The following is a 22965-nucleotide window of genomic DNA, read 5'->3' as shown; positions in this document are numbered from 1 at the left end:
GCTTCGGCACCATGAACAACTGGTCCGGGGCACGCTTCGAGTCCTACTCGGGCGGCGGCGGGGCGCACCTGTCGCACGTGGCGAAGACGGCCAAGGCTTCGGAGGGGTGGAACAACTGCACGCCGTGCCACAGCGGCGGGGCTGCCAGCCACCTCATGACGCTCCCCATCAAGGACCACCAGGCGAACGTGACTGTTGCCGTCGATCTCCAGTACCGCTTCTCCGCGGGCACTGCGCCGCTGTACGACTCCGGAAAGAGCTGCTCGAACGTATCCTGCCACGCGGTGAAGAGCGGCAGCTTCAGCTACTACTCGTACAACGCGGCAACCGATGAGTACGACTTGATCACGGTGAACTACGGTGGTGCGCAGCGTACCCCGGCCTGGAACGTGACCGGCCAGCAGTGCGCGGCTTGCCACGGCAATCCGCCTGCGGACGGCAGGGTATGGCACAGTGGTCATCACGGCAACCAGGGGCTGACCTCGAGCCTGAACCAGTGCCAGTTGTGCCACCCCGACGTGAGCAGCGTGAACGGCCAGGGGACGACGATCACCAACCTGGCGCAGCACCGAAACGGCACGCTCAACGTGCAGGCAACCTTCAAGTCGACCTGCTTCGGGTGCCACTAGGGGAGGGCGGAGACCGCTGACCTTCGGTCCGAGTCAAGTTGGAGGATTACTGCAGGGAACTACCTGAGGAGGATATCCGCATGAAACGATTTGTGACGATCTTGATCGCGTCCGGCTTTATGGGAACGCTGCTGTTGTGGGCCACGGTGTGCGCTGCGGAACCGGTACCCGGGGGGACGACGCTGGCCACGGAAAGCGACCTCCCGTCGCTGCCGCCCAGCGGCAAGGTGGTGAGCGATACGGCTCCGCCCAAGGCGGTAGTGGGCATGATCTGGGTGGATAGTACCAGCAACATCGAGTACATCTTCGACGGCAGTAACTGGGTGCCGCATACTCCCCCCGCTGAGCTGCCTCCGCAATAAGGTAAGGCACGGGGCGGCCCCGGATGGTTCCAAGGCACCTGTTCATTGCAGGTGCCTTTTTTTATGTCCGACTGCCCAATGCGGTACCGCCTGCGCCAAGGGAGAAAGCATGTTCATCTTGAGCTTGCAGGGTAGTGGCTCAGGTAACTATTGCTTGAATTTTTAGCGTACAACATTTCGGGAGACTTGCTCTTATTCGTTACTCCCTCAACGTGCCCCTCTGGACACCACCAGTAGTGCTGCGAATACGATGAAGAGGGTTCCGCCCACCCGATTGATGGTGCGCCCCCCCGTTTCCGAGGTAAACCAGGAGCGGGTTCGGTGCGCCCCCAGCGCATAGAGAGAGTGGATGATGACGATCAGTACCCCGTAGGTGAGCGCCAGGATCGCGAACTGGATGGTGAAGTTCAGGTCATGGTCGACGAACTGGGGGAGTACCGAGAGGAAAAAGAAGATTGCCTTGGGGTTGGTGAACTGCAGGGTCATCCCCTTCATGAAGTTCCGCCGGAATCCCGCCTCGCGCTCCACCTGCTCCATGAACATGAAAGCCGGAGCTCTCCAGAGTTTTAACCCGAGGTAGCCAAGGTAGCAGGCACCGACCCACTTCGTGATGGTAAACGCGAGGGGGGAACCCGCCAGCACTACCCCAAGTCCCGTTGCCGATACCGTCGCGATAATGAGTGCGCCCACCGATATCCCGAGTATCCCGCCAAAGCTCCCTTTCAACCCGTAGCTCAGAGCGTTGGTAAGAGTCATGACTACGCCGGGGCCTGGACTGAACACCGTGAAGGTCGCCAGCATGAGATACATTGGATATAGCTTCATCATGACGGTCTCCTCTTCAGGCACATCCCGATTCTCTATCTGCCGGCAATGGTAGCCTGTGGCTATTTATGACACAAATGAATTGTTTTCATTGTATCCATAACTCTATGTTATAGTTCCGGCCATGAACCTGAACCAGTTGATCGTATTCCACGTGGTCGCCGAGCGTTTGAGCTTCACCCGCGCCGCCCAAGAGTTGCATCTGACCCAGCCCGGGATCAGCAAACACATTGCCGCGCTCGAGGAGTATTACGGGACACCTCTTTTCCACCGGATCGGCAGGAAAGTCTCGCTGACCCAGGCAGGGGAGATACTCCACACGGCAACCAGCACCCTGACCGCACTTCTTGATGAGACAAAGTCGCGTCTGGATGATCTTAAAGGACTTGCTGGTGGGAAGCTGCAGGTGGGGGCGGGGACAACCATCGCTGCCTACCTGTTGCCAAGGATGTTGACGGCGTTCAAAACGCAGGCGCCTGGCGTGGAGCTCACGGTGCAAACAGGTTTTAGCGGTGAGATCGTTGAACTGGTGCTGGCGACCAGGACCGAGCTGGGATTGGTTGGCCGGTTTTACGCGGACCCGCGGCTGGTCGTCAGATCTTTCCACAAGGATCCTCTCGTGCTTATCGTGCCTCCGGGGCATCATTGGGCGAAACGAAAGGACCCCGTGTCGCCGGAAGAACTGGGGGCCGAGATGTTTCTTTTATCTAAGAGGGGCTCAGGAACCTGGCGCATGGTTTCCGCGGTTCTTGAGGAGTCGGGGTTTCCACTCGGGAACACCATGGAGTTGGGGACGACAGAAGGGGTGAAACAGGCGGTTACCGCGGGGCTCGGCATCTCAATCCTGTCACGCCACGTAGTGGAACGGGAACTGTCGAGCGGGGTGGTGTCCGAGGTTCGTTTGGCTGGAGAGTGGCAGAAACGGGAGCTTTATGTTGTGTATCGCCGGGATCGTTATCTTTCTGAAGCCGCACGGGCCTTCCTCGCGCTGCTTCCGGAGGGGCTTGAGACGGGTGGCGAGGTGTAATGCACCCAATAGTGACAACGTGATAAAAGCCGCAATTCCGATCAGGAGAACTAGCCTGCGCGGGGTGCCGGTGGGGAAAAAAACGGCCAGTCGCATTCCTTTAAGGTAAGCGACTGGCCGTTATGTCGTTTATTCCTCTTTAAGTGACGCCATATCTATAGAGAAGCGGTACCTTACATCCGACTTGACCATCCGCTCGTAGGCCTCGTTGATCTTCTGGACGGGGATCACCTCGACGTCCGAGGTGATGTTATGCTCGCCGCAGAAATCGAGCATCTCCTGGGTCTCCTTGAGACCACCGATGAGGGAGCCCGAGATGCTCTTGCGCCCGAAGATCAGGGCGAAGGCGGAGAGCTTGAGCGGGGTCTCGGGGGCGCCGACCAGGGTGATGTTCCCCTCAAGCCCAAGCATGTTTATATAGGCGTTGATGTCGTGGTCGGCGGCGATGGTGTCGAGGATGAAGTTGAAGGTGCCGGCGTGCTGCTTCATCTGCTCTGGATCGCTGGAGACGATCACATCGTGGGCCCCCAGTTTCAGTGCAGCTTCCCTCTTGCCCGGCGAGGTGGTGAAGACTACTACGTGGGCGCCGAAGGCATGGGCGAACTTCACTCCCATGTGTCCCAGTCCCCCGAGTCCCACCACGCCGACTTTCTTCCCTTTCAGGTCGCCCCAGCGGCGGATCGGAGAGTAGGTGGTGATCCCTGCGCAGAGCAGCGGTGCCACGCCAGCCAGTTCCAGGTTTTTCGGGACGCGCAGCACGAAGGATTCATCTACCACGATGCTTTCCGAGTAACCGCCGTAGGTGACCGGTGCGGTGCCGTGCTGGTCCGGGGAGTTGTAGGTGAAGGTCGAGCCAGGGCAGAACTGCTCGAGGTTTGCCTGGCAGCTCGGGCAGCTGTGGTCAGAGTCAACCAGGCAGCCGACTCCGACGAGGTCGCCGGCCTTGAACTTCGTCACGGCGGAACCGACCTCGGTAACACGGCCGACTATTTCGTGACCCGGAACGCAAGGGTAGGTGGTGGGCATGATGCTGTGCCATTCGTCGCGTGCGGTATGCAGGTCCGAGTGGCAGATGCCGCAAAAGAGAATCTCGATTTGCACATCGCGCTCGGTGGTGGCGCGGCGCGGAATGCTCTGGGGAGTGAACTGGGCAGTCGCGCTGGCGACTGAATATGCTTTTGCTTGGTACATGATCTTGTGCCTCCCGTTGTTTTTGGATGATTGTATCGTACACCCAGTAAGAGAAAAGGAGGTAGTTTGATCCTGCCGAAAATTTGCCCGATAGTACGAGAAACCGCAGAAAGAGCTATTTGTCTGTAACCGAGAATTTGTCGAAGAAAACAAAGGAATCAGCCTTGGACCAGAGCCCGATTCTGCCGTCGATCTTCTCGTTCCACTGGTAGTCCACATACTTCGTTCCGTTTAAATAGCCTTCAATTTTTTTGCCGGTGACAACGACTCGCAGGGTGTGCCAGCGGTTCGAGGGAACTGGTACCTTGCCGATCCACTGCAGCGTAGAGCGCCTCCCCTGGTCCAGTCGGAAAAGGACCAGGTTGTCTTCCAAGGCATTCGCCCGTAACACCAGATATTCGCCGTTGGGCTTGATATTGAAAGCAATACCGGCAGCCTGGTCGATCCTGCCGCTTACCGGCTTGAACGAGACCTCGATACTCCCTTCCCTGAAGTGTTTCAACTCTTTAAGTACCGTCAGCGGATAATAACGGTAGTTCTCCAGGTTGCGCAGGAAATCAGTGGAGGCATCACCGTAGAGGGCCCTTGCCTTTTCCGCCGCTCCGGGCGCCAGAAGCCCTTGTTCCCATTCCCTGCCGTCCACGGCGTAGATATTACGGGCTTCATCCCGATCCTGGTGCCAGATCCCGACGAGTGCACTGAACGAGGTGGGTTCGGTTCCAGCTGTGCTCCTACCGAAGTCAATGGTGTGTACTCCCCTGGCAAGGGCCGGCAAGCCGGTGATTGCCAGGGTCATCAATGAGGTCAGAAATGCCAAAAAAATCCGGGTCATGATGTGGTTCATCTGCTGCTCCTCTTAAAGGCAACCACAGGAAACATTCGGGGCCCGAGCTTGGTCAGGCCCCGAATCGCCAGGTCACCCCTTTGGTACCTTGATGGCCAGGGTAGTGCTGTTAATCTCCGTCTGATCTTCCTTGAAGGAACGCTCGTTGTAGCGGTTCAGGTCGTAGATGAGACGGGCCTTCACTGTGTACTCTCCAGGTTTGAGCTCCGGGGCCCAGGGGAGGATACGCTCCTCGCCGGCCCTGATGGTCGCCTCGTGCGGTCCCTGGGCGTCGGCTTGACTCACGGCAATTGCATCGGGGCGCTTTTTGTCCTCTTCAAGGAACTTCCTGTCGTCAGGGCGGTTGCCGTAGGAAGGAGCGAACATCCACTCCCGGTCTGCAACCTTGTTCCCTTTCTGGTCGGTCACCACGACGCTCAGGTAAATCGCGCGGCGGTTGGAACCGGTGGGAACCGAGTGCCCGGCACCGATGTTGATGACATGGAAGGTGAGGGCGGGCTTGCCGGCATCGGGCTGACTGATCGCCATGCTGAGCGCACTCGCCAACCGCTGCTGCGAACGTCCACCGGTCCAGAGGTGGCGTGCCACGGGGCGTTCGGGAGTGTCAAAGTCTTCGGCCACCTTGCGCATGGTGCGCGGCATGTGGCAGTCCTGGCACTGCTGCTTGCCCAGCCCCGGCTTGAAGAAATCTTCACGCCACTCCAGGAAGGTCTGGGTCTGTTTGCCGACGACCCTTTTCCCCATGCTGTGGCAGTAGGCGCACATGGCCGAGGTTTGAATGGCCGGGTCGGCCGCCGTCTCGTGCGGAGCGTTGACAGTGTGGGCCGACCTGATCTTCCCTTCAGGGGTCAGGTGGCAGCTGGCGCAGGTAATGCCGACGGCTTCCTTGCCCTTCGGGCGCCCCTTGGGTTTGGTCATCTCTGCCACGTTGAGGTCAGGGACGGCAAACGGCTCGGGGTAGTGGCAGACGTTGCAGGATCTTCCTTCCTCCTCCGCCTCTCGGGCGTGGATCGGGTACTGTTCGGTACCTGCGAAGGCGTGTGCGGTCGCCGTCGCAGAGACACCGGCCGGCATGGGGATGGCGGCCCCTTCCTTCTGGGGAATGGTGGTCGGGTTGTAGTGCAGATCGCTGCCGAACCCGAAGGCGAACTCCCGGTAGATCGCCTTGTGGCACCCCCCGCAGTTTTCCGAGGGGGTAGCGGTCCCCTCGGGGAAGGTCATCGGCTGCGCAAAGGCCGTGACCGCAAAGACTGCCCCGGCTACCACCGTGACCATTCCACACGTTATTCCCGCCCGCAAAGCTCTTCTCATAGATCTCCTCCTTCTTTGTAATCGTGCGATTTTCTCAAAGCCTCCCGAGGGGGAGGGTTATCCTGAACGTGCACCCTTTTCCTGGCTCGCTGTCCACCGAAATTTGGCCGCCGTTCAGCTCCACCGCCCAGCGGGCGATGGCCAGCCCCAACCCGGTACCCCCCACCTCGCGGGAGCGCGCGCTGTCGATCCGGTAAAAACGCTCGAACACCTTGGCGATGTGCTCTTCTGCGATACCAGGACCTGAGTCCTGAACCTCGAGCGCAGCCTTGCCCGCCGCCACTGCGGTACGGATCGTTATTCGGGTTCCTTCGGGTGAGTACTTCACGGCATTATCGAGGATATTCATCAGCGCCTGGCGCAAGGTCGCGCGGTCTATGTCAGCAAGCACCGCCTGGTTTGCCTCCAGCACAAGGCTCTGTTCCTTCTCTTCTGCGAGCACCTCGAGGCATTCTACTACTTCCGCAGCCAACACGCCGAGCTCGGTCGGCTCGGGTTTCAGCTGCAGAGTTCCGGATTCGGCCCTGCTGAGAGTCAGCAGGCTGTCCACCAATTCAGTCAGGCGGTCTGCCTCCTCGAGCATGCTGGCGATCACCTCGCGGAGCGCCGCGGCGTCCTGCCCTTTTTGCAGCCCGACTTCTCCCACGCTACGTATCGCGGTCAGCGGGGTCCTTAGCTCGTGGGAAGCATCCGACGTGAAACGGCGCAGTCTTTCAAAGGACGCCTCTAGTCGTGCAAAGGTCGCATTGAAGACCTGGGCAAGTTTGCCAAATTCGTCGTCTTGCCCATAAGGTAGCCGTTCGGATAGCCGATCCGCCGTGATCTCGCCGGCTTTTTGCGCCATAGCTGCGAGGGGGGCCAGAAAGCGGCCGGCCAGAAAGTACCCCCCGATCAGCGCCAGTGCGAGTGCCAGCGGTACGCCGAGCAGGAGGATGAACTTGAGACTCTTCAGGCTGGCGCGCAGGTCCCGCTCGTCCTCGGCGACCACCACCTGGTAGAGATGTCCGGGAGCCGTCACGGTTAGCGCATCCAACCGGTAACTGTTGCCGCCTGGCCCCGTCCACGACCTCGGTCCCCGGTTCGTACCGGCGAGTTGAGCCTTTTCAAGACCGGCTTTGATCCAGTCTCCGGTCTCCGCCAGAACGACACTCCCCTCACGCACCTGGAACAGGTCGACTGAGCCGTGCTGGGCCAGCTCGTGGATCTCATTGGGTTCGTCGCGCGCTACCCGGGTGACTGTGGCGAGGTCCCTTTCCAACTGGGCATCGAGACTGCTCAGCAGGCTCGAGCGGACCGACCAGTAGACACCCAGGGCGAAGCAGAGGATGATCGCCGCCAGCGCAGCTGAATACCACAGGGTAAGGCGCAGTCGTATGCTCGGTCTCGGTTTCATGCGCCCTCGCCGTTCATAGTGAAGCCCAGGCCGCGTACCGTCTTGAGCAACTTCAGGGCAAAGGGTCCGTCGATTTTGCGCCTGAGCCGGGCGATGTGCACGTCGATCACGTTGTCAAGCGGGGTTGAACGGTCCCTGACCTGCCAAACATCCCTGGAAAGCATCTCGCGCGAAACGATGTTCCCCTGGTTGCGCAGCAGGTATTCGAGGAGTTCGAACTCTCGGGCGGTCAACTCGAGCTCCTGCCCCTCACGTACCACTTTGCGCGTCATCAAGTCGATCTCGAGATCGAGGAGCGCGAGCTTCAGCACCGGCTCTTTCTCCTTTTTCTCCCTGCGCAGTACCAGTCGAATCCGGGCCAGGAGTTCCGGAAAGGCGAAGGGTTTTACCAGGTAATCATCGGCGCCGCTGTCCAGTCCCAGCACCCGCTCTTCGACGGAATCACGCGCCGTAAGGATGAGGACCGGCGTCTCGAAGCCGCGCTTTCTGAGTGCGGTCAGGATCTCAATGCCGTCGCGCCCGGGGAGCATCAGGTCCAAAAGCACCAGGTCGAAGGCCTCCGTGTTGAGCCGAAAGAAGCCGTCCTCACCGGTTTCGGCGACCGAAACCTGATAATTCTCCGCCTCGAGTCCTTTTTTCAGGGCTCCCGCGACCTTGGGCTCATCCTCGATGACCAGAATGTGCATGGCTTTCTCCTTGGGTCTAATGATAGTGAATGCCGGAATTTTCACAACTGAAGTAATTCTGACTAAAACGTCAGAGACTGCCCCTGAGTGAGGAGCTCCGTCGATCATGTTGTCTGCTTAGGCAGCTCATGAATCATAAGTGCAGCTCTCGAGGATAGAACCCTGAGCCATCCGATCCCTCGTTTTGAGGTAAATGCCGGGACGGCCTCAAATCTGCCATGGTAAAAATCGATAGGGAATAGCAGGTTTGTTAATAATATGAATTGGCCAATGGAAAGGACATCTGCTAGTATCCCGGGCGTTTGAACTCGGCCCAAGCCGGTTGACGCAACGGTTGGAGCAAAGAATCAGCGGGCAACACAAAGCCACGAGGTGCTTTATCAAACTTGCAGGAATCGACATAGGATCGCGCAGTGTGGAGTTCGTGCTGATGGATGGGGAGACGCTGGAGGTCTCGGAGCGGGTGCGTGCCGCCACGTCCATCGATCTCGCCGCACAGCTCAAAGAGCTCAAGGATACCTACCACTGGGACGCGCTTACCTCGACCGGCTACGGCCGCTTCCTCTCCCAAAAGATCCTGGGGGGCGGGGTAACCACGGAGATTAAGGCGTACGCCACCTCGGCCCATCACTTCCACCGCGACATCAACACGGTGATCGACCTGGGGGGGCAGGACACCAAGGTCCTCTCCCTGGACCGCAAAAGCGGCCAGCTCATAAAATTCGAGATGAACGACAAGTGCTCGGCGGGGACCGGGAAGTTCTTCGAGATGATGGCCGCTACGCTGGGGCTCAGCCTTGAAGAACTCGTGGCGGCGGCTCTCAAAGGGGAGCGCGCTTTCGAGATCAACAGCACCTGCACGGTATTCGCAGAGTCGGAAGTCATCTCGCTTTTGACCTCGGGGAAATCGGTCGAAGACATCGCCCGTGCGGTGCACGAATCGCTGCTCGTCAAGCTGGTCTCGCTGCTCTCCAGGATCCTCAATGCGGAGACACACTCGATTCTCTTTGTAGGGGGCGGCGCCAGGAATTCCACGCTCGTCAAGTTCCTCGCCGACGCACTCGCCCGCGAGGTGATAGTGCCCGAACATCCCGACTTCTTTGGTGCCTACGGTGCTGCCCTGGTAGCAAGAACCAACCTGAACCAGTTACCATAACGGAGGAATATAGATGACCAACCCGACCCCGCTTTTCGACGACGCATTCACCGACTTCCCATTGAAACGGGCGCTTGCCCAGGTTCTCAAACAGCGCGACGCCGGCGCCAGGGTCGTTGGTGCCTACTGTTCCTACGCACCGGTGGAGGTGATCTGGGCAATGGGCGGGGTTCCCGCAGTGCTCTGTGCCTTTTCGAACGCCTCGATACCCAAAGCGGAGGAGACGCTGCCGGTCAACCTCTGCCCACTCATCAAATCGAGCTACGGATTTATCGAACTGAAGACCTGCCCGTTCTTTGAGGTGACTGACGCCGTGGTGGGGGAGACCACCTGCGACGGCAAGAAGAAGATGTTCGAACTCATCAGTGAGAAGCGGCCGCTGCACGTCCTCGACCTGCCCCAATGCCCCACCAACGAAGGGGCCGTGGACTACTGGCGACACTCGATCAACGGGTTTAAAAAGTTCCTGGAGGAAAAGTTCGGTACGGTCATCGATGAAGAGGCGATCGAGGAAGCCATCAAGCATACCAACAGGAAGAATGCCCTGGTGGAGCAGATCCTCGGCTTTGGCGCACACCGCCCGGCGGTGATCACCTGGCAGGAGATGTACGACGTCACGAGCTACGCCATGGTGACGGGCGGCAGCGAGGCGATCTCCAAGCTCGAGGAGATTGTCGCGAAGCTTACCGAGCGCCGCGACAAAGGGATTCATACCTCGGCGGCCGGGGCGAAGCGGGTTCTGGTGACCGGCTGCCCGGTAGGGGGCGATGTCCTTAAGGTGTTGAAGCTGGTTGACGAGGAGGGGGCGGCCATCGTCGGCCTGGACAGCTGCACTGGTCTCAAGGCCTTTGCAGGAAGGATAGAGGAAGGGACCGGCGATCCCCTGCGGGCCATCGCCACGCGCTACCTCAAGATCCCCTGCGCCTGCATGACCCCCAACACGGGGAGGATGGAGGTCCTCGATGAGCAGGTGGACCTGCTCAAACCGGACCTGGTCATCGATCTGGTGCTGCAGTCCTGCCATACCTTCAACGTCGAGGCGGTTAAGGTGGAGTCGCTGGTAAGGGGGGAACTGGGGACCAACTACCTGAAGATCGTCACCGACTTCTCGTCGCAGGACATCGGACAGCTGAAGACCAGGATTGGGGCTGCACTGGAGATGTGCTAGAACGTGCCGCATGGCCGTCTCCGCTGCCCCGTGCTGTCATGTTTTGGCAACGCACCGCGCAGCGGAGGCGGGTCGTTCCGTTAGCCCGCCCGAGTCTCCCGCAGTGATCCGCGCGCCCTATGCCGCTTAGCCCAAGCCTGGTGTCACTCTCAGTTGGGCCTCCTGGCGGCTCGGCCGCTATTTCGTCACGTCGGTGACGATCCCCGCATGCGACTGCAGCACCGCCTCAAGCTTTCCAGGGTCTACCTTGCCCGCCAGCCCCTTTTTCTCCAACAATTGCCACGCCTCCTGCTCGAGGTTTTTTCCTTCGGTTTCGTGGGCCTCCACGAGAACCCGATTCCCCACCAGCGACGCCTTGACGGGTTGGTTCACGATGGTAACCCGGGTCCCGACCGGAACGCTTCCATAGAGTTTGACGATATCCTCGGGGTAGAGGTGGATACAGCCGTGGCTCACCCGCATCCCGATGCCGAAGGGGCGGTCGGTGCCGTGAATCAGGACGCTTTCCAGGGAAAGCCGCAAGGCGTGGCTCCCCAGCGGGTTGTCCGGTCCAGGCAGAACAACGGCCGGCAATTCTGGTTTCTGCGCACGTATCGAGGCAGGAACGTGCCATGCCGGATGCTCGATCTTCTCGATGATGCGGTAACTCCCCAGCGGGGTGTCCCACCCCTCGTCGCCGATGCCGATGGGATAGGTGGAAACGGCTTTATTCCGGTGCTTGGGGAAATGGTACAGGCGCAGGTCCGCAATGTTGACCACGATGCCCGGATCCCCGGAGACCTCGGGGAGGAGCCATGCCGTGGGGAGCGTGACCCGGGTTCCCGGGTCCGGGAGGAACGGGTCGACCTCCGGATTGGCTGCCGTGATCTCGTTGTAACCCAGGTCATGGGCACGGGCGATCTCCAGGAGTGAATCGTCGACCGCGGTCGTTGTCGACCCGAGGCTGCCGCCGAACCCTTCGTGAAAGGACACCTCGGCCGCCCAAAGCGGCGGGGGAACCTGGACAACCGGGCCGAGAAGCAGGGAGAGGCTTAAAAAATGGGTTAATGTGGCAGTGCGCATGGGTATCCTGCATTCACATGAAAAATGAGGTAGAATCAGGTCTAATTATGTACACCGCCTGGGGAGGAGTGCAAGTCCTCTGTCCTGCAGGCGACGGTACACCGGAAGCGTTTCCGGTACTACTCGCGTCTCTATGATGTAGGGATTACCATGCCTGCTTCGTCATCTGCTGCCGCGTCGTTCTCCACTTCCCAGAAACGGTTGCTGTTCGCGGTGCTGGTTGCCCCCGCCCTTGCCGGCAGCCATTTCGCCTTCACCTTTTTCCTCGACATCCGGTTCCTGTTCGGGTCGATCTTCACCCTGCTCGCCCTGCAGGTGCTCGGGATGCGGGGCGGGGTGGCGGCAGCCCTGGTGGCCGGGGCGGTCGCCTCCCTCAACTACGGGACCCTCTGGATGCTCCCCATCCTGGTGGCCGAAGTGGCCGTGGTCGGGTTCCTGGTGCTGCGCCGCAACCTGGCGATGGTTCTGGCCGACGCCCTCTACTGGCTCTGCCTCGGCATCCCGGCGAGCTACCTGCTGTTCCACCTGGTGCTCAAACTCCCCCAGGGAAGCACCTCGATGAGCCTGGCCACCCTGACGCTGAACGGGATCACCAATGCCCTCGTCGCCCGGATGATCTTCATGGGGTGGGCCGTGTACAGCCGGAGCGTCACCCTCTCGTATCGTGAGATCGTCCATAACCTCTTCTCGCTCTTCGTGCTCTTTCCGAGCCTCGTCATCCTGGTGCTGAGCAGCAGAACCGATTTCCGGGAAACCGAGCGCGCTATCAAGACCTCCTTGGACCAGGATACCCAGCGCATCGAGAAACTGATGGAAACCTGGGCCCTGAACCGCAAGCTGAGCCTCACCGTGCTGGCGCAGACGCTCAACGGCAGGCCTTCCCGGGAGGCGCAGGCCTACCTGGCGCTCGCCACCAGGTCCGATGGCAACTTCAGGCAGATCGCCTTGATGGACCCGGCGGGAGAGGTGGTCGCTTTCTATCCTCCCCCCGGCCCTGGGGAATCCACCGACGTCGGCCTGAACCTCGCCGACCGTCGCTACTTGCCGCAGTTGAGGCAGACCCTGACACCGATGCTTTCGGAAGTTTCCTTCATCTGGGACGGGACCCCCCGGCCGCGGGTTGCCCTGCTTGCCCCGGTACTTGACCGGAAGAGATTTTCCGGCTACGTCTGCGGTGTGCTGAGCCTTAAGCAGACCCGGGGACTGCTCGACAAGTTCACCGAGCACACCGGAAAGCTCTACACCCTCTCCGACAGGCACGGCAGGGTCATTATGACCAACCGCCCCGAAGAGGGGGGGGCGCCCCTCCCTCCTGCCGGCGTCCTGCGGTTCCCAGGGAGCGGGTCCGGGGCAGCTGGCGCCACGGCGTCGCGCTACCTCTCGAAGATCGTGGTGGGAGACCTCGCCGAGTGGAGCCTGACCCTCGAGCAGCCGGTTGCCCCCTTCCAGAAGGTGCTCTACGCCACCTACACGGACAAGTTCACCCTCTTGGTGGTGGTGCTCGTGGTGTCGCTTGGCCTGGCCGAGGTTCTCAGCCGCCGCATGATGGTCGATCTGGAGCGGCTGCTCGAGGTGACCCGGGCCTTGCCGGCGCGGCTTGCCTCTGGCGCGACTGTGGACTGGCCCAAGACCAGCGTCTCTGAGGGGAACTACCTGGTCGCCAACTTCAGGGATATGGCCGAATCGCTCCAGAACCAGTTCCTCAAGATCCGGAGCGCCAACGAGACCCTGGAGCGTCAGGCGCTGCTCTTGAGAGAAAGCGAGGAGAAGTACCGCCTGCTCTTTGATAGCGCCAACGACGCCATGTTCATCACCGATACTGGCGGTCGGATCCTCGAGGCCAACCCGCTCGCCGTGGAACGGCTGGGGTACGCACAGCAGGAGCTGACAGGAATGGACCTCGGGGAGGTGGAGCCGGAAGGGGAACAACGGCGGGACCGGTTGCTGGAGCAAATGTCCCTCACCTACGAGACGGTGCACCGGTGCAAGGACGGGTCCCTGGTGCCGACCGAAGCGAGCGCGCGCCTGATTCAGCTCGGGGAGCGCCCGGTGGTACTGAGCATCTGCCGAGACATCACCGAGCGCAAGCAGGCGTACCAGGCCCGCATCATCGCCATGCGGGACCTGATCAGCGCCATCGCCCACCAGTGGCGGCAGCCCCTGGCCACCCTGGGGATGATCGTCCAGCGCACCCACGCCCTGGGCACCCTCAAGGGACTCACCCCGGAGTACCTGGACGAGTTCAAGGCGAACGCCATGCGCCAGGTGCACTACATGTCGGATACCATCGAGAAGTTCCGGGACTTCTACAGTCCTGACAAAGAGCGGATCCCCTTCTCCCCCGCACGCTGCATCGAGGAGTCGCTGACGCTTTTGGAGGCCCAGTTCGCCCACCACGCCATCGAATCACGCCTGGCGGCGGGGGGGGAGGAGCAGCTCCTGGTGCAGGGGGTGCCCGGCGAGTTCCAGCAGGTCATCCTCAACCTGCTGGGGAACGCCCGCGACGCCATCCTGGAGCGCCGCCGCGAGGCCGGCGGTCGGGAACGAGGGATCATCGAGGTGAGCGTGACCAGCCCGCAGCCGGGGCAGGTCTGCATCGAGGTGAGCGACAACGGCTGCGGCGTCTCCGAGGAGGCCGAGGCCAAACTCTTTACCCCGCACTTCACCACGAAAAAGGAAAGGGGGGGGAGCGGGATAGGGCTCTACCTCTCCAGGATGATCATCGAGGAGAGCATGGGAGGGAGCTTGAGCTTTGTGCGTGACGGCGCGGCGACCACCTTCCGGATCGAACTCACGACAGGAAAACTACCATGACCGATCTGAAGAAACTCACCGTTTTGCTGGTGGATGACGAAGCCGAGCTCCGGCAGGAGACCGCGGCCTTTCTCTCCCTGTACTGCCGGGAGGTCCTCGAAGCCGCCAACGGGGCCGAAGCACTGGCCCAGTTTTCGTTAAAGGAGCCGGACCTGGTATTGAGCGACATCCGCATGCCGATCATGGACGGGCTCGAACTGGCGACCCGGCTCAAGGAACTCTCCCCGGCCACCCCCGTGGTGCTCTGCACCGCCTTCACCGAGACCGGCTATCTCATGAAGGCTATCGAGCTCGGCATCGGTGCCTTCGTGCGCAAGCCGGCCGATACCGACCAGCTCCTGGCGACCCTTGCCAGGGTGGCTCTCCCCATTTTGCAGCGGCGCCAGATCGAAGGGCTCTCCGGCGAACTGCGCGCGAGCCTCTGGGAGCAGCTCGGCGGAGTGCCGGCGCAGCGCTCCCTGGCCGAGCAGGTGACCCGGGTGGCCCGCAGCTCCTATAACGTCCTCTTGCAGGGGGAGACCGGCACGGGGAAATCCCGGCTTGCCTCGCTGATCCATTCGCTCGGGGCGCGCCGGGAGGCGCCGTTCGTCCTGGTTCAGATGGGGGCCCTGCCGGTGACCCTGGTGGAGAGCGAGCTTTTTGGCCACCTCAAGGGTGCCTTCACCGGTGCGGAGCGCACCCGGACCGGCCTCGCGGAGCGTGCCGACGGCGGGACCCTCTTTCTCGACGACATCGAGTCGGCCCCCCTGGAGCTGCAGGCCAAGCTTTTGCGCTTCGTCGAGGAAAAACGCTTCACCCCGGTCGGCGCCGCCGAGGAGAAGAAGGTCGATGTCCGGATTATCGCGGCCAGCAACCTGAACCTCAAGGACGAGGCCGCCGCCGGCCGCTTCCGGCAGGACCTCTACTTCCGCCTGGCGGACACCGTCATCGCCATACCGTCGCTGCGCTCCACCCCGGAGGCGGTCCTCCCCCTGGCGCTGCGCTTTCTGCGGGAGAGTTGCGAGGAACTGGGGATACCGGTCCCGCTGGTCGACGAGGGAGCCCAGGCCCTGCTTACCACACTCCCCTGGCCCGGGAACATCCGCCAGCTGAAGAGCCTGGTGCGGCGCGTCGCCCTGGAGACCGAGGGGGTGATCCGGTCCGCCGACGTCGCAGCGCTCATCGATGCTCCCCCGACCCCGACGCAACCTCTGGGTGCCGGTGAGGCCCCGCTGCCGCCCCCCTTCCCCTGCACCATGGAAACCCTGGAGCGCTGGACCCTGGAACAGGCGCTGCGCTTTTGCGGGGGGAAGCGGATGAAGACCTCGGCCATGCTCGGGATGAACTACTACACCTTCCGCCGCAAACTGGAAAAGTACGGCCTGGCGAGCGCCGAAGACTGAGTTGGGGGGCGTTCCCCCCCAACCGGTCCCCCACTATCGATCACCGCTATCCATTTTCGATACCACTATCACGACTGCCCACCTCCCTTGCGCCGGGTCTCTCCGGCTAACTTCCTGTAACCTCGAAGAAACACGCTTAGGCACGCCCTGTGCTCTAGAGGAGTCATGAGCAGGCGTCCCACCCTTTGGTCCGGCAGAGCTTTCCGGCTCTCCCGGCACCTGGCGTCGGCGGCGCAGCGCCCTCCGACGCCAGGGCCGCTCGTTTGATCTTTTGACCGTGACTCGACCAGGTACCGGCCCCTAAGAGGGGGGAGGCAGTCTCTCCTCGGGAGGCGCCCGGGCCAGTTGCCAGACGAGGCCTCCGTTTTTTGCCGGGGCCACTTTCAAGGAGGAGGTAAGGATCATGAAAAGGATGACGATGTTCGGGTTTCTCGGGTGTGTGCTGCTGGTGTCGGGTTGTGCAACCGACCGCTACGTCAAGGACCAGGTGGATCCGCTGGCGAACCGGATGAACACCCTGGAAGGGAAGGTGGGAGCCCTGGAGAACCGGCTCGCCTCCGATGAGGCGAAACTTGCCCAGGTCCAGGCGACCGGCATGTCCCCGGCGGACCGGGCGGCGCTGCAAGACGCCAAGGAGACGGCGAACCGGGCGCTAGAGCTGGCCAAAAAAGCCGAAACGGAAGCGCAGGCAGCGCGCAGCGACGCCGGCAAGAGCGAGGCTGCGGCACGCGACGCCAAACAGGCGGCACTGGAGGCGGAAAAGGCGGCGAAAAAGTCCGAGAAGATCTTTCGCCTCAACCAGAAAAAATAACCTGACCGTAGCAGGTGGAGATGAACCATGAACCCGAGACATTACTGGAAACGTTTGGCTGCAGCCGTTTTGGCGCTGTCGCTTAGTGCCGCTACTGCGGCGCTGGCAGCGGTAACCCCGGTGCGGCACGTGGCCGGCCAGACCCCCAACTTCGCGAAGCTCGCTGAGGATCTCACCCCGGCGGTGGTGAATATCAGCAGCAGGAAGAGCGCCAAGGCGCACCTGCCGCAGTTCCCGCATCAGCCGAACCGGCAGGGGCGGGACCCCTTCGAGGATTTCTTCGACCGTTTCTACCGCGGCATACCCGAGCACTCCCAGCCGCAGGAGAGCCTCGGCTCGGGGGTGATCATCAGCGCCGGTGGCGAGATCCTCACCAACTACCATGTGATAGCCGATGCCGACGAGATCACCGTGCGGCTCTCCGACCATCACCACTACAAGGCCAAGGTGCTGGGAACCGACGACAAACTCGACGTAGCGGTGCTGAAAATTGAGGCCAAGGGGCCCCTGCATGCGGCGCCCTTGGGGGACAGCGACCAGACCCGGGTCGGAGAGTGGGTGATGGCCATCGGCAACCCCTTCGGCCTGGAGCGCACCGTCACCGCGGGGATCATCAGCGCCAAGGGGAGGGTGATCGGCAGCGGCCCCTACGACGACTTCCTGCAGACCGACGCCTCCATCAACCCCGGGAACTCCGGAGGGCCGCTGATCGATGGCAGGGGTGAGGTGATCGGCATCAACACCGCCATCATCGCCTCCGGCCAGGGAATCGGTTTCGCCATCCCGATCGACCTGGTGAAGTCGATACTCCCCCAGTTGCAGCAGGGTAAGAAGGTGACCCGGGGCTATCTTGGGGTGAACGTGCAGACCGTTACCGATGACCTGGCGAACTCCTTCGGTCTTGACGAGGCGAGGGGTGCCCTGGTTGCCGAGGTGGTGCCCGGCAGTCCTGCGGAGAAGGCGGGGCTTCGGGCCGGGGACATCATCCTCGAGTTCGACGGCAAGGCGGTGCGCGACATGACCGAACTCCCTCGCCTGGTGGCGGGTACGGCGGTTGGCAAGACCGTGCAGCTCAAGCTGTTACGGGACGGCAAGAAAACCGCGAAGAGCGTCACCCTCGCACGGCTGCCGGCCGAGGGGGGTACTCCCTCCACCGAGGCCGGTACCTCGAGCGGCGGACTGGCGGTTCAGGACCTGACCCCCGAGTACGCGGAGAGCGCCGGGATTCCCTATCAAGCGGGAGTGGTCGTCACCTCGGTGGCCCCGGAGAGTACAGCGCAGGCGGCGGGAATCCGGGTGAACGACCTGATCCGCCAGGTGAACGAGAAGAAGGTCACCACGGTGCAGGAGTACGATGCCGCGATGGCACACCTTAAGAAGGGGAGCACGGTGCGACTCCTGCTGAAGAGGAAAGAGGCATCCCTGTTTGTCGCCTTTACCCTTCCGTAGAGCTCTTAAGTCGGCAGACGAGGTGAAACCATGTACCGCACAGGCGTAAAAAGACTGGTGAAAAGGAGCGGCGTCGCGCTGCTGGTTTTGCTCGCGACGCTCGTCTCCGGGTGCAAGAGACCCGAGCCGGCAGCGGTGCTCGCCTTTCCGCGCTCCTTTTCGGAACTCGCCCAGAAGGTGCAGCCCGCGGTGGTCAACATCAGCAGCACGAGCACCGTCAGGGTCCCCGGCGATCCCTTCCGTAACTTCTTCGGCCAGGACGGAGGGGATCAGGGGATGGGCGAGTTCTTCGGCAACTTCTTCCACGACATCCCGGACCGGGCCGTGAAGCAGCAGAGCCTCGGCTCGGGCTTCATCATCGACCGTGACGGTTACATCGTCACCAACAACCACGTGGTCGACAAGGCAGACGACATCAAGGTGAAGCTCTCGGACGGCAGGGAGTTCAAGGCACGCGTGGTGGGGCGGGACACCAAGACGGATCTCGCCCTGATCAAGATATCTTCCCCCTTCAAGAACCTCCCAGTACTCCCCCTGGGGGATTCGGACAAGATGCGGGTGGGGGACTGGGTGTTGGCGGTCGGCAACCCGTTTGGGCTGGAACACACGGTGACCCAGGGGATCATCAGCGCCACCGGCAGGGTGATCGGCTCGGGACCCTACGACAACTTCCTGCAGACCGACGCCCCGATCAACCCGGGCAACAGCGGAGGGCCCCTTATCAACATGCAGGGCGAGGTGATCGGGATCAATACTGCCATCATCCAGGGAGGGCAGGGGATCGGGTTCGCCATCCCGAGCAACCTGGCCAGGTCGGTGAGCGACCAGATCAGGGAAAAAGGGAAGGTGACCCGGGGCTGGCTCGGGGTCGCGGTGCAGACGGTGACCCCGGAAATCGCCCAGTCGCTCGGGCTCAAGGAGGCCAAGGGTGCCTTGGTCTCCTCGGTGGTCGCCGAAAGCCCGGCGAGCGCCGCCGGCCTGCACACCGGCGACGTGGTGATCTCCTGCTACGGCCACCCAGTGGCCACGGCGAACGACCTGCCTCGCATCGTCGCCGAAGCACCGGTGGGGAAGGAGATCGCCATTACGGTGGTAAGGGACGGCAACGAACTGCCGCTGCGGGTGACCCTTAAAGACGCCTCGTCGGCGACGGTTGCCCGTGCCTCCGTTACTTCGGAGGCGGACTTGGGGCTCAAGGTCGCGCTGCTTGACCAGCGTCGGCAGTTGCGCGCCGGGGTGCCCAAGGGGCGCGGAGTGGTTGTCACCGATGTCGACGAGGACGGCCCGGCCGCCAACGCAGGGATCCGCCCGGGAGACATCATCCTGGAGGTGAACCGCAAGCCGGTCCGGGGAGTGGCAGGCTTCTTCGATGCCCTGGCGGCAAAAGGAACCCCGGTGCTGCTCTTGGTACACCGGGGAGGGACGGAATTCTTCGTGACGGTTGGTTGAACTTGGACAAGGGTTGACGGGGCCGGAGTGGGCGAACAGCCGCTTTTGCCGCGATGAACATAGAAGATATGTACGATCACAACAAAGATCACCAGGAGGTGCACCATGTTACGGAAAGCAACAGTACTGGCAGTGGCAGCAGTGGTTTTGAGCGGTGTTCCCGCTCTTGCGCAAAACAAAGATGAGTGTCTCCTCGCCTCCCGCAACTGCAGCGATCAGGTGGACACCATCCAGCAGAAGATGGCAAGGCTCAACGGTGAAATTGCCAAGGGAACCAAGGTGTACACGGCACAGGACCTGAAGGTCCTGCAGGGCAAGCTCAGGGAGGTCAACGCGCAGTTGGACGATCTGCTCAAGCCGGGTCATTGAGGGGCAGTTGCAGAAACAGTGCGGCAGAAACCTGACAGCAGCCCATCTCGGGCTGCTGTCGTTCTTGCTCCCCAACCCTTACGGCACCAAGGGGTTCCTCGAGTTACCGGGAACCGCTGCGAACTGCCGAACCATGGAGGAGGACATCATGGACAGATTTTTCGTGCGAACAAGCATAGCAGTCGTCCTTTGTCACCTTTCGTTGTCGATGCCGGTTTTAGCCGAGGCTGCGCAAGCGAACCGTGACCCGGGGCGGATACCGTACCGCAGTGTGCTGCCCCTCTTTGAATCGACCGCCGACCGCACGACCCTCATCATAGCCCGCCAGGTCGCCCAGGCACGCCTCTACCTCTACCGGCAGAACCCGCAGGCTGCGGGACGTGAGCTTGCCGCCGCGAGGCGGTTGATGAACAGCGTGGCGGAAGACCTAACCGCGGGACCGCTTAAAAACCGTATCCGGATCGCCCGGCTGCATCTCACCTACGACCCACCTGCAAAGGTGCTCGGCGAGTTTCCCCAGATGTTCAGCGAACTGCACCGGATCTCGGTATACCTTCCCACGGACAAGGCGGCAATCCATCTGGAAAGGGCCCGGAAACTGCTGGAACACCGGGAATCTGGCAAGGCGGCGGATGAACTTTCCCGTGCGGAAGCGCTCTTGGTAACCGTCAATGTGGAATCTCCCCTTTCAGTCGCCCTGGCGGCGAGTGCCCAGGCTCAAAGCTACCTGAACCTGTACCATTATCGGAAGGCTGACCGGGTTCTGGCGAGGATCGAGGAACAACTTATGACGGTGAACGCGTACCTGGCTTCTCCTCTGCACGGGGCGAGGGAGAACAGTTGGCTTGCCTTGGGCAACCGCTCGACCGCCGGGAGGCACCTGTCCGATACCAGGAAGAATCTCGAACAGGCCGGGGTGCAAGAGAAACAGGGCAGGGCGGAGATCGGGCAGGTGACGCAGCAGGTGGCACGGGTCGAGAAGAAGGTAGAGGAAAAAGGGAAGCTCGAGGAATCCGAGCTGAAGGGGCTCTGGGAAGAGTGCAAGGCGCTGGAGGAGCGCGCCGTGGCGTACCTCTCCACCCGGTTAACCGAGGAGGAGACGACACTCAAGGGTGACTCCGATCTCATCGAAGCTTCCCTGCATCTTGACTTTGCCGAGACCTACCAACTGACCACCCAGGAGCCGGAGAAGGCTGATCAGGAGCTGAGTGTGGCCTACCGGCTCGTTAAGAAAGCCGAAAACTCCCCGCTGGCGGGTCCCACGGACCGGAAAACGATCGCGGCAATCGGCCGTGCCATCCTGAAACTGCAGGAGAATCCGGGCGAACGGGATGTCAATGCCCAGGTGGGCTACGAGAGAACCAAGCAGGAGTTACGGGCTTTACAGCAGCGGATCTAACCGAGGTCTCGGGGAGTGTCGTTGCAGCTTGTCCCTTTCATTCAGGATTCGTCCCACATGGCGCGCAACTTCCTGGCGCTGTAGGTCAGGAAGCTGCGGTCCGGGGTGAAGACCTCGAGGGTGATGGTGCCGTCGTAACCCGCCTTCTTAAGCGCGGCGAGATGCATCGGGACGTCGATGAGCCCAGCGCCCAGGGGGAGATGCAGATCGGCATCACCTCGCTTGTTGTCGTGCAGGTGCACGTGCCTAAGCCGTCCGCCGAATCGCTCGAGGATCTCCTCCGCGCTGCTTTTCGCCAGCATGAGCTCGGTGTGACCTATGTCCAGGTGCAACCCGAGCTGCGGCAGGGGATCGAGCAGCTCCGCCAACTGGTGCGCCGTGTTGAAGTTGCGCGGCAGGTTCTCCACCATGACCCCCACCCCCAGCCTCTCTCCCGCCTCGATGATCTCCCTAAGACTCTTCAGGTTCTGCTGAACGGTGAAGCTGCGGTCATGCATCGGCGTGTGGCTGTCCGGGTGCACGTTCATGTACTTGACCCCGACTATGGCGAAGAACTCAAGGCAGTTGCGAAACGCCTCGACCACCCCCCGGCGCACCTCTTCGAAGGGGTGGGCAAGCGGGAGATAGTAGGCGGTGTGCCCGACCGCTTCCAGACCGGTCTCGGCCAATGCCTCGCGGATTCTCAGCGGGTCGCACTGCCACCAGCCCGCCCCCGGCGGCTCCAGGGTCAGGTCGATGAAGTCGAGGTTCAGTGCTTTGAAGTCCCTGATCTCCGCGAGGGGATCGAGGGCCGGATGGTTCATAGCCCCTATTTTCATGGCTGGTCCTCGCAAAAAAGCTGCTCGGCCTTGAACAAGGCCACCCGGTTGCGGTCGATCGGCCGCTCGTCGGGTTCGGGAGGGGTAAGCCCCAGGCGGGCCCAGACTAACTCCGGAAACCGGTTGGCCACTCCCGGGCAGAGCCAACGAAAGAGATTCACGACACCCCCCAATACCAAGGTATCCGCCTCGAGATCGGCAAGAAGGTGCTCCCAATCGAGCTCCGGCCCGTGCCGGTACAGCAGGCTCAGCAGGTCGGGCCAGTCGCTGCGGTCACGTCGTACGATGTACAGCTTGGACCAGATAAGCTCTTCCACCGGCAGCAGCCTGAACCTCACGCCGCGCACCTCAAGCTCCCACCCTGCGCTCAACCAGTGCGGGGTAACCGAAGACCTCCCGTTCAACATCCTCCAGAGGAAGTCGAGGATATACCCGCCCCGCGAACTGCGATAACTCCAGGTAGGATCGTAGGGGACCTCGAGGTATTCCTCGAGACCCAACGCTTTGGTGATCTGGATCGCGTGCTGGCTGTCCTTTTCCAGGATGAAGAGATCCAGGTCCTTGGTGTTGCGGGCACATCCGGTATAGGCCGAGATTGCCAACCCGCCCCCCACGGCAAAAGGGATGTCGGATTTAACCGCTTCGGCCATGAACCCGGCGTACACCGCCCACTGTTCGGGCGGCACCAGGTCCGTGAAGATCTCGGACGCCCTCGTTACCCCTGCTGTGGTCCGCATAGCTGGACCCTCCCTGACATAATTCCATGGTAGCACGGGTAAGGTGGACCCCTCCAGATATTAGCTGGCTAGGGCTGGAACTG

General features: G+C 61.7%; 20 protein-coding genes and 1 pseudogene. 12 read left to right on the top strand and 9 right to left on the bottom strand.

Going from position 1 to position 22965, the window contains the following annotated elements; all coding sequences use genetic code 11:
- Both H7688_RS19975 and H7688_RS19970 read left to right on the top strand, forming a co-directional pair.
- Positions 1 to 629, top strand: a pseudogene (locus tag H7688_RS19975) (CxxxxCH/CxxCH domain-containing protein); the annotation flags it as partial.
- An 80-nt stretch (positions 630 to 709) separates the two neighbouring features.
- Positions 710 to 991 carry a hypothetical protein gene (locus H7688_RS19970; RefSeq protein WP_183363009.1) on the top strand — a complete coding sequence of 94 codons (282 nt, stop codon included), beginning with the start codon at positions 710 to 712 and terminating at the stop codon, positions 989 to 991.
- Positions 992 to 1198: 207 nt separating this feature from the next.
- Here H7688_RS19970 and H7688_RS19965 read toward each other — a convergent pair whose 3' ends face one another.
- Positions 1199 to 1819, bottom strand: coding sequence for a LysE family translocator (locus H7688_RS19965; RefSeq protein ID WP_198424513.1), 621 nt, complete (start codon positions 1817 to 1819; stop codon positions 1199 to 1201).
- Between the two features lie 121 nt (positions 1820 to 1940).
- Here H7688_RS19965 and H7688_RS19960 point away from each other — a divergent pair, with 121 nt between their 5' ends.
- On the top strand, positions 1941 to 2843 hold the full coding sequence (locus tag H7688_RS19960; protein ID WP_183363008.1) for a LysR substrate-binding domain-containing protein: 903 nt from the start codon (positions 1941 to 1943) through the stop codon (positions 2841 to 2843).
- Between the two features lie 129 nt (positions 2844 to 2972).
- On the opposite strand, the gene H7688_RS19955 is transcribed toward H7688_RS19960, so the two are convergent.
- The 5 genes from H7688_RS19955 to H7688_RS19935 form a co-directional block, all read right to left on the bottom strand.
- Positions 2973 to 4034 carry an NAD(P)-dependent alcohol dehydrogenase gene (locus H7688_RS19955; protein WP_183363007.1) on the bottom strand — a complete coding sequence of 354 codons (1062 nt, stop codon included), beginning with the start codon at positions 4032 to 4034 and terminating at the stop codon, positions 2973 to 2975.
- Positions 4035 to 4149: 115 nt separating this feature from the next.
- Positions 4150 to 4878 (bottom strand): 3-keto-alpha-glucoside-1,2-lyase-like domain-containing protein, encoded by a 729-nt coding sequence (locus tag H7688_RS19950; protein WP_183363006.1) that lies wholly within the window; start codon positions 4876 to 4878, stop codon positions 4150 to 4152.
- 72 nt (positions 4879 to 4950) lie between these two features.
- Complete coding sequence (locus tag H7688_RS19945) at positions 4951 to 6189, bottom strand: hypothetical protein (protein ID WP_183363005.1); 1239 nt, start codon at positions 6187 to 6189, stop codon at positions 4951 to 4953.
- A gap of 34 nt (positions 6190 to 6223) precedes the next feature.
- Positions 6224 to 7582, bottom strand: coding sequence for a sensor histidine kinase (locus H7688_RS19940; RefSeq protein ID WP_183363004.1), 1359 nt, complete (start codon positions 7580 to 7582; stop codon positions 6224 to 6226).
- The gene (locus H7688_RS19935; protein WP_183363003.1) at positions 7579 to 8268 is read right to left on the bottom strand and encodes a response regulator transcription factor; all 690 of its coding nucleotides are present in this window, start codon (positions 8266 to 8268) and stop codon (positions 7579 to 7581) included. The genes H7688_RS19940 and H7688_RS19935 overlap by 4 nt, the downstream gene beginning before the upstream one ends.
- A gap of 322 nt (positions 8269 to 8590) precedes the next feature.
- Between H7688_RS19935 and H7688_RS19930 the strand changes: the two genes are divergently transcribed.
- Complete coding sequence (locus tag H7688_RS19930; RefSeq protein WP_308470316.1) at positions 8591 to 9424, top strand: acyl-CoA dehydratase activase; 834 nt, start codon at positions 8591 to 8593, stop codon at positions 9422 to 9424.
- Positions 9425 to 9437: 13 nt separating this feature from the next.
- Complete coding sequence (locus H7688_RS19925; RefSeq protein WP_183363001.1) at positions 9438 to 10592, top strand: double-cubane-cluster-containing anaerobic reductase; 1155 nt, start codon at positions 9438 to 9440, stop codon at positions 10590 to 10592.
- A 177-nt stretch (positions 10593 to 10769) separates the two neighbouring features.
- Here H7688_RS19925 and H7688_RS19920 read toward each other — a convergent pair whose 3' ends face one another.
- Positions 10770 to 11654 carry a L,D-transpeptidase family protein gene (locus H7688_RS19920; protein ID WP_183363000.1) on the bottom strand — a complete coding sequence of 295 codons (885 nt, stop codon included), beginning with the start codon at positions 11652 to 11654 and terminating at the stop codon, positions 10770 to 10772.
- Between the two features lie 150 nt (positions 11655 to 11804).
- Between H7688_RS19920 and H7688_RS19915 the strand changes: the two genes are divergently transcribed.
- From H7688_RS19915 to H7688_RS19885, 7 genes are all read left to right on the top strand, one after another.
- Positions 11805 to 14468 carry a PAS domain-containing sensor histidine kinase gene (locus H7688_RS19915; RefSeq protein ID WP_183362999.1) on the top strand — a complete coding sequence of 888 codons (2664 nt, stop codon included), beginning with the start codon at positions 11805 to 11807 and terminating at the stop codon, positions 14466 to 14468.
- Positions 14465 to 15850, top strand: a complete 1386-nt coding sequence (locus tag H7688_RS19910; RefSeq protein WP_183362998.1) for a sigma-54-dependent transcriptional regulator — start codon at positions 14465 to 14467, stop codon at positions 15848 to 15850. Before H7688_RS19915 ends, H7688_RS19910 begins: the two co-directional genes overlap by 4 nt.
- A gap of 403 nt (positions 15851 to 16253) precedes the next feature.
- Positions 16254 to 16661, top strand: a complete 408-nt coding sequence (locus H7688_RS19905; RefSeq protein ID WP_183362997.1) for a hypothetical protein — start codon at positions 16254 to 16256, stop codon at positions 16659 to 16661.
- Positions 16662 to 16688: 27 nt separating this feature from the next.
- Positions 16689 to 18110 (top strand): DegQ family serine endoprotease, encoded by a 1422-nt coding sequence (locus H7688_RS19900; protein WP_183362996.1) that lies wholly within the window; start codon positions 16689 to 16691, stop codon positions 18108 to 18110.
- 30 nt (positions 18111 to 18140) lie between these two features.
- Positions 18141 to 19559 carry a DegQ family serine endoprotease gene (locus H7688_RS19895; RefSeq protein ID WP_183362995.1) on the top strand — a complete coding sequence of 473 codons (1419 nt, stop codon included), beginning with the start codon at positions 18141 to 18143 and terminating at the stop codon, positions 19557 to 19559.
- A 105-nt stretch (positions 19560 to 19664) separates the two neighbouring features.
- The gene (locus tag H7688_RS19890; protein ID WP_183362994.1) at positions 19665 to 19928 is read left to right on the top strand and encodes a hypothetical protein; all 264 of its coding nucleotides are present in this window, start codon (positions 19665 to 19667) and stop codon (positions 19926 to 19928) included.
- Positions 19929 to 20076: 148 nt separating this feature from the next.
- Positions 20077 to 21327: a YfdX family protein gene (locus tag H7688_RS19885; RefSeq protein ID WP_183362993.1), complete on the top strand. Its 1251-nt coding sequence runs from the start codon at positions 20077 to 20079 to the stop codon at positions 21325 to 21327.
- Positions 21328 to 21368: 41 nt separating this feature from the next.
- Here H7688_RS19885 and H7688_RS19880 read toward each other — a convergent pair whose 3' ends face one another.
- Both H7688_RS19880 and H7688_RS19875 read right to left on the bottom strand, forming a co-directional pair.
- A complete protein-coding gene (locus H7688_RS19880) occupies positions 21369 to 22145 on the bottom strand; it encodes a sugar phosphate isomerase/epimerase family protein (RefSeq protein ID WP_183362992.1) in 777 nt (258 codons plus the stop codon).
- The gene (locus H7688_RS19875) at positions 22142 to 22882 is read right to left on the bottom strand and encodes a nucleotidyltransferase family protein (RefSeq protein WP_183362991.1); all 741 of its coding nucleotides are present in this window, start codon (positions 22880 to 22882) and stop codon (positions 22142 to 22144) included. Before H7688_RS19875 ends, H7688_RS19880 begins: the two co-directional genes overlap by 4 nt.
- Positions 22883 to 22965: the final 83 nt, after the last annotated feature.

The sequence above is a fragment of the Geomonas limicola genome (assembly GCF_014193675.1).
Classification (GTDB): domain Bacteria; phylum Desulfobacterota; class Desulfuromonadia; order Geobacterales; family Geobacteraceae; genus Geomonas; species Geomonas limicola.
The sequence above is the reverse complement of the archived record's forward strand: the minus strand, read 5'-3'. Positions and strand labels throughout refer to the sequence as shown.

What these genes read in the sequence shown, in the direction of transcription:
- H7688_RS19960 (WP_183363008.1), top strand. Translation starts at nt 1,941, where the DNA reads ATGAACCTGAACCAGTTGATCGTATTCCACGTGGTCGCCGAGCGTTTG.
- H7688_RS19890 (WP_183362994.1), top strand. Translation starts at nt 19,665, where the DNA reads ATGTTACGGAAAGCAACAGTACTGGCAGTGGCAGCAGTGGTTTTGAGC.
- H7688_RS19915 (WP_183362999.1), top strand. Translation starts at nt 11,805, where the DNA reads ATGCCTGCTTCGTCATCTGCTGCCGCGTCGTTCTCCACTTCCCAGAAA.
- H7688_RS19885 (WP_183362993.1), top strand. Translation starts at nt 20,077, where the DNA reads ATGGACAGATTTTTCGTGCGAACAAGCATAGCAGTCGTCCTTTGTCAC.
- H7688_RS19935 (WP_183363003.1), bottom strand. Translation starts at nt 8,268, where the DNA reads ATGCACATTCTGGTCATCGAGGATGAGCCCAAGGTCGCGGGAGCCCTG.
- H7688_RS19925 (WP_183363001.1), top strand. Translation starts at nt 9,438, where the DNA reads ATGACCAACCCGACCCCGCTTTTCGACGACGCATTCACCGACTTCCCA.
- H7688_RS19880 (WP_183362992.1), bottom strand. Translation starts at nt 22,145, where the DNA reads ATGAAAATAGGGGCTATGAACCATCCGGCCCTCGATCCCCTCGCGGAG.
- H7688_RS19920 (WP_183363000.1), bottom strand. Translation starts at nt 11,654, where the DNA reads ATGCGCACTGCCACATTAACCCATTTTTTAAGCCTCTCCCTGCTTCTC.
- H7688_RS19905 (WP_183362997.1), top strand. Translation starts at nt 16,254, where the DNA reads ATGAAAAGGATGACGATGTTCGGGTTTCTCGGGTGTGTGCTGCTGGTG.
- H7688_RS19950 (WP_183363006.1), bottom strand. Translation starts at nt 4,878, where the DNA reads ATGAACCACATCATGACCCGGATTTTTTTGGCATTTCTGACCTCATTG.
- H7688_RS19970 (WP_183363009.1), top strand. Translation starts at nt 710, where the DNA reads ATGAAACGATTTGTGACGATCTTGATCGCGTCCGGCTTTATGGGAACG.
- H7688_RS19910 (WP_183362998.1), top strand. Translation starts at nt 14,465, where the DNA reads ATGACCGATCTGAAGAAACTCACCGTTTTGCTGGTGGATGACGAAGCC.
- H7688_RS19895 (WP_183362995.1), top strand. Translation starts at nt 18,141, where the DNA reads ATGTACCGCACAGGCGTAAAAAGACTGGTGAAAAGGAGCGGCGTCGCG.
- H7688_RS19900 (WP_183362996.1), top strand. Translation starts at nt 16,689, where the DNA reads ATGAACCCGAGACATTACTGGAAACGTTTGGCTGCAGCCGTTTTGGCG.
- H7688_RS19955 (WP_183363007.1), bottom strand. Translation starts at nt 4,034, where the DNA reads ATGTACCAAGCAAAAGCATATTCAGTCGCCAGCGCGACTGCCCAGTTC.
- H7688_RS19945 (WP_183363005.1), bottom strand. Translation starts at nt 6,189, where the DNA reads ATGAGAAGAGCTTTGCGGGCGGGAATAACGTGTGGAATGGTCACGGTG.
- H7688_RS19940 (WP_183363004.1), bottom strand. Translation starts at nt 7,582, where the DNA reads ATGAAACCGAGACCGAGCATACGACTGCGCCTTACCCTGTGGTATTCA.
- H7688_RS19875 (WP_183362991.1), bottom strand. Translation starts at nt 22,882, where the DNA reads ATGCGGACCACAGCAGGGGTAACGAGGGCGTCCGAGATCTTCACGGAC.
- H7688_RS19965 (WP_198424513.1), bottom strand. Translation starts at nt 1,819, where the DNA reads ATGATGAAGCTATATCCAATGTATCTCATGCTGGCGACCTTCACGGTG.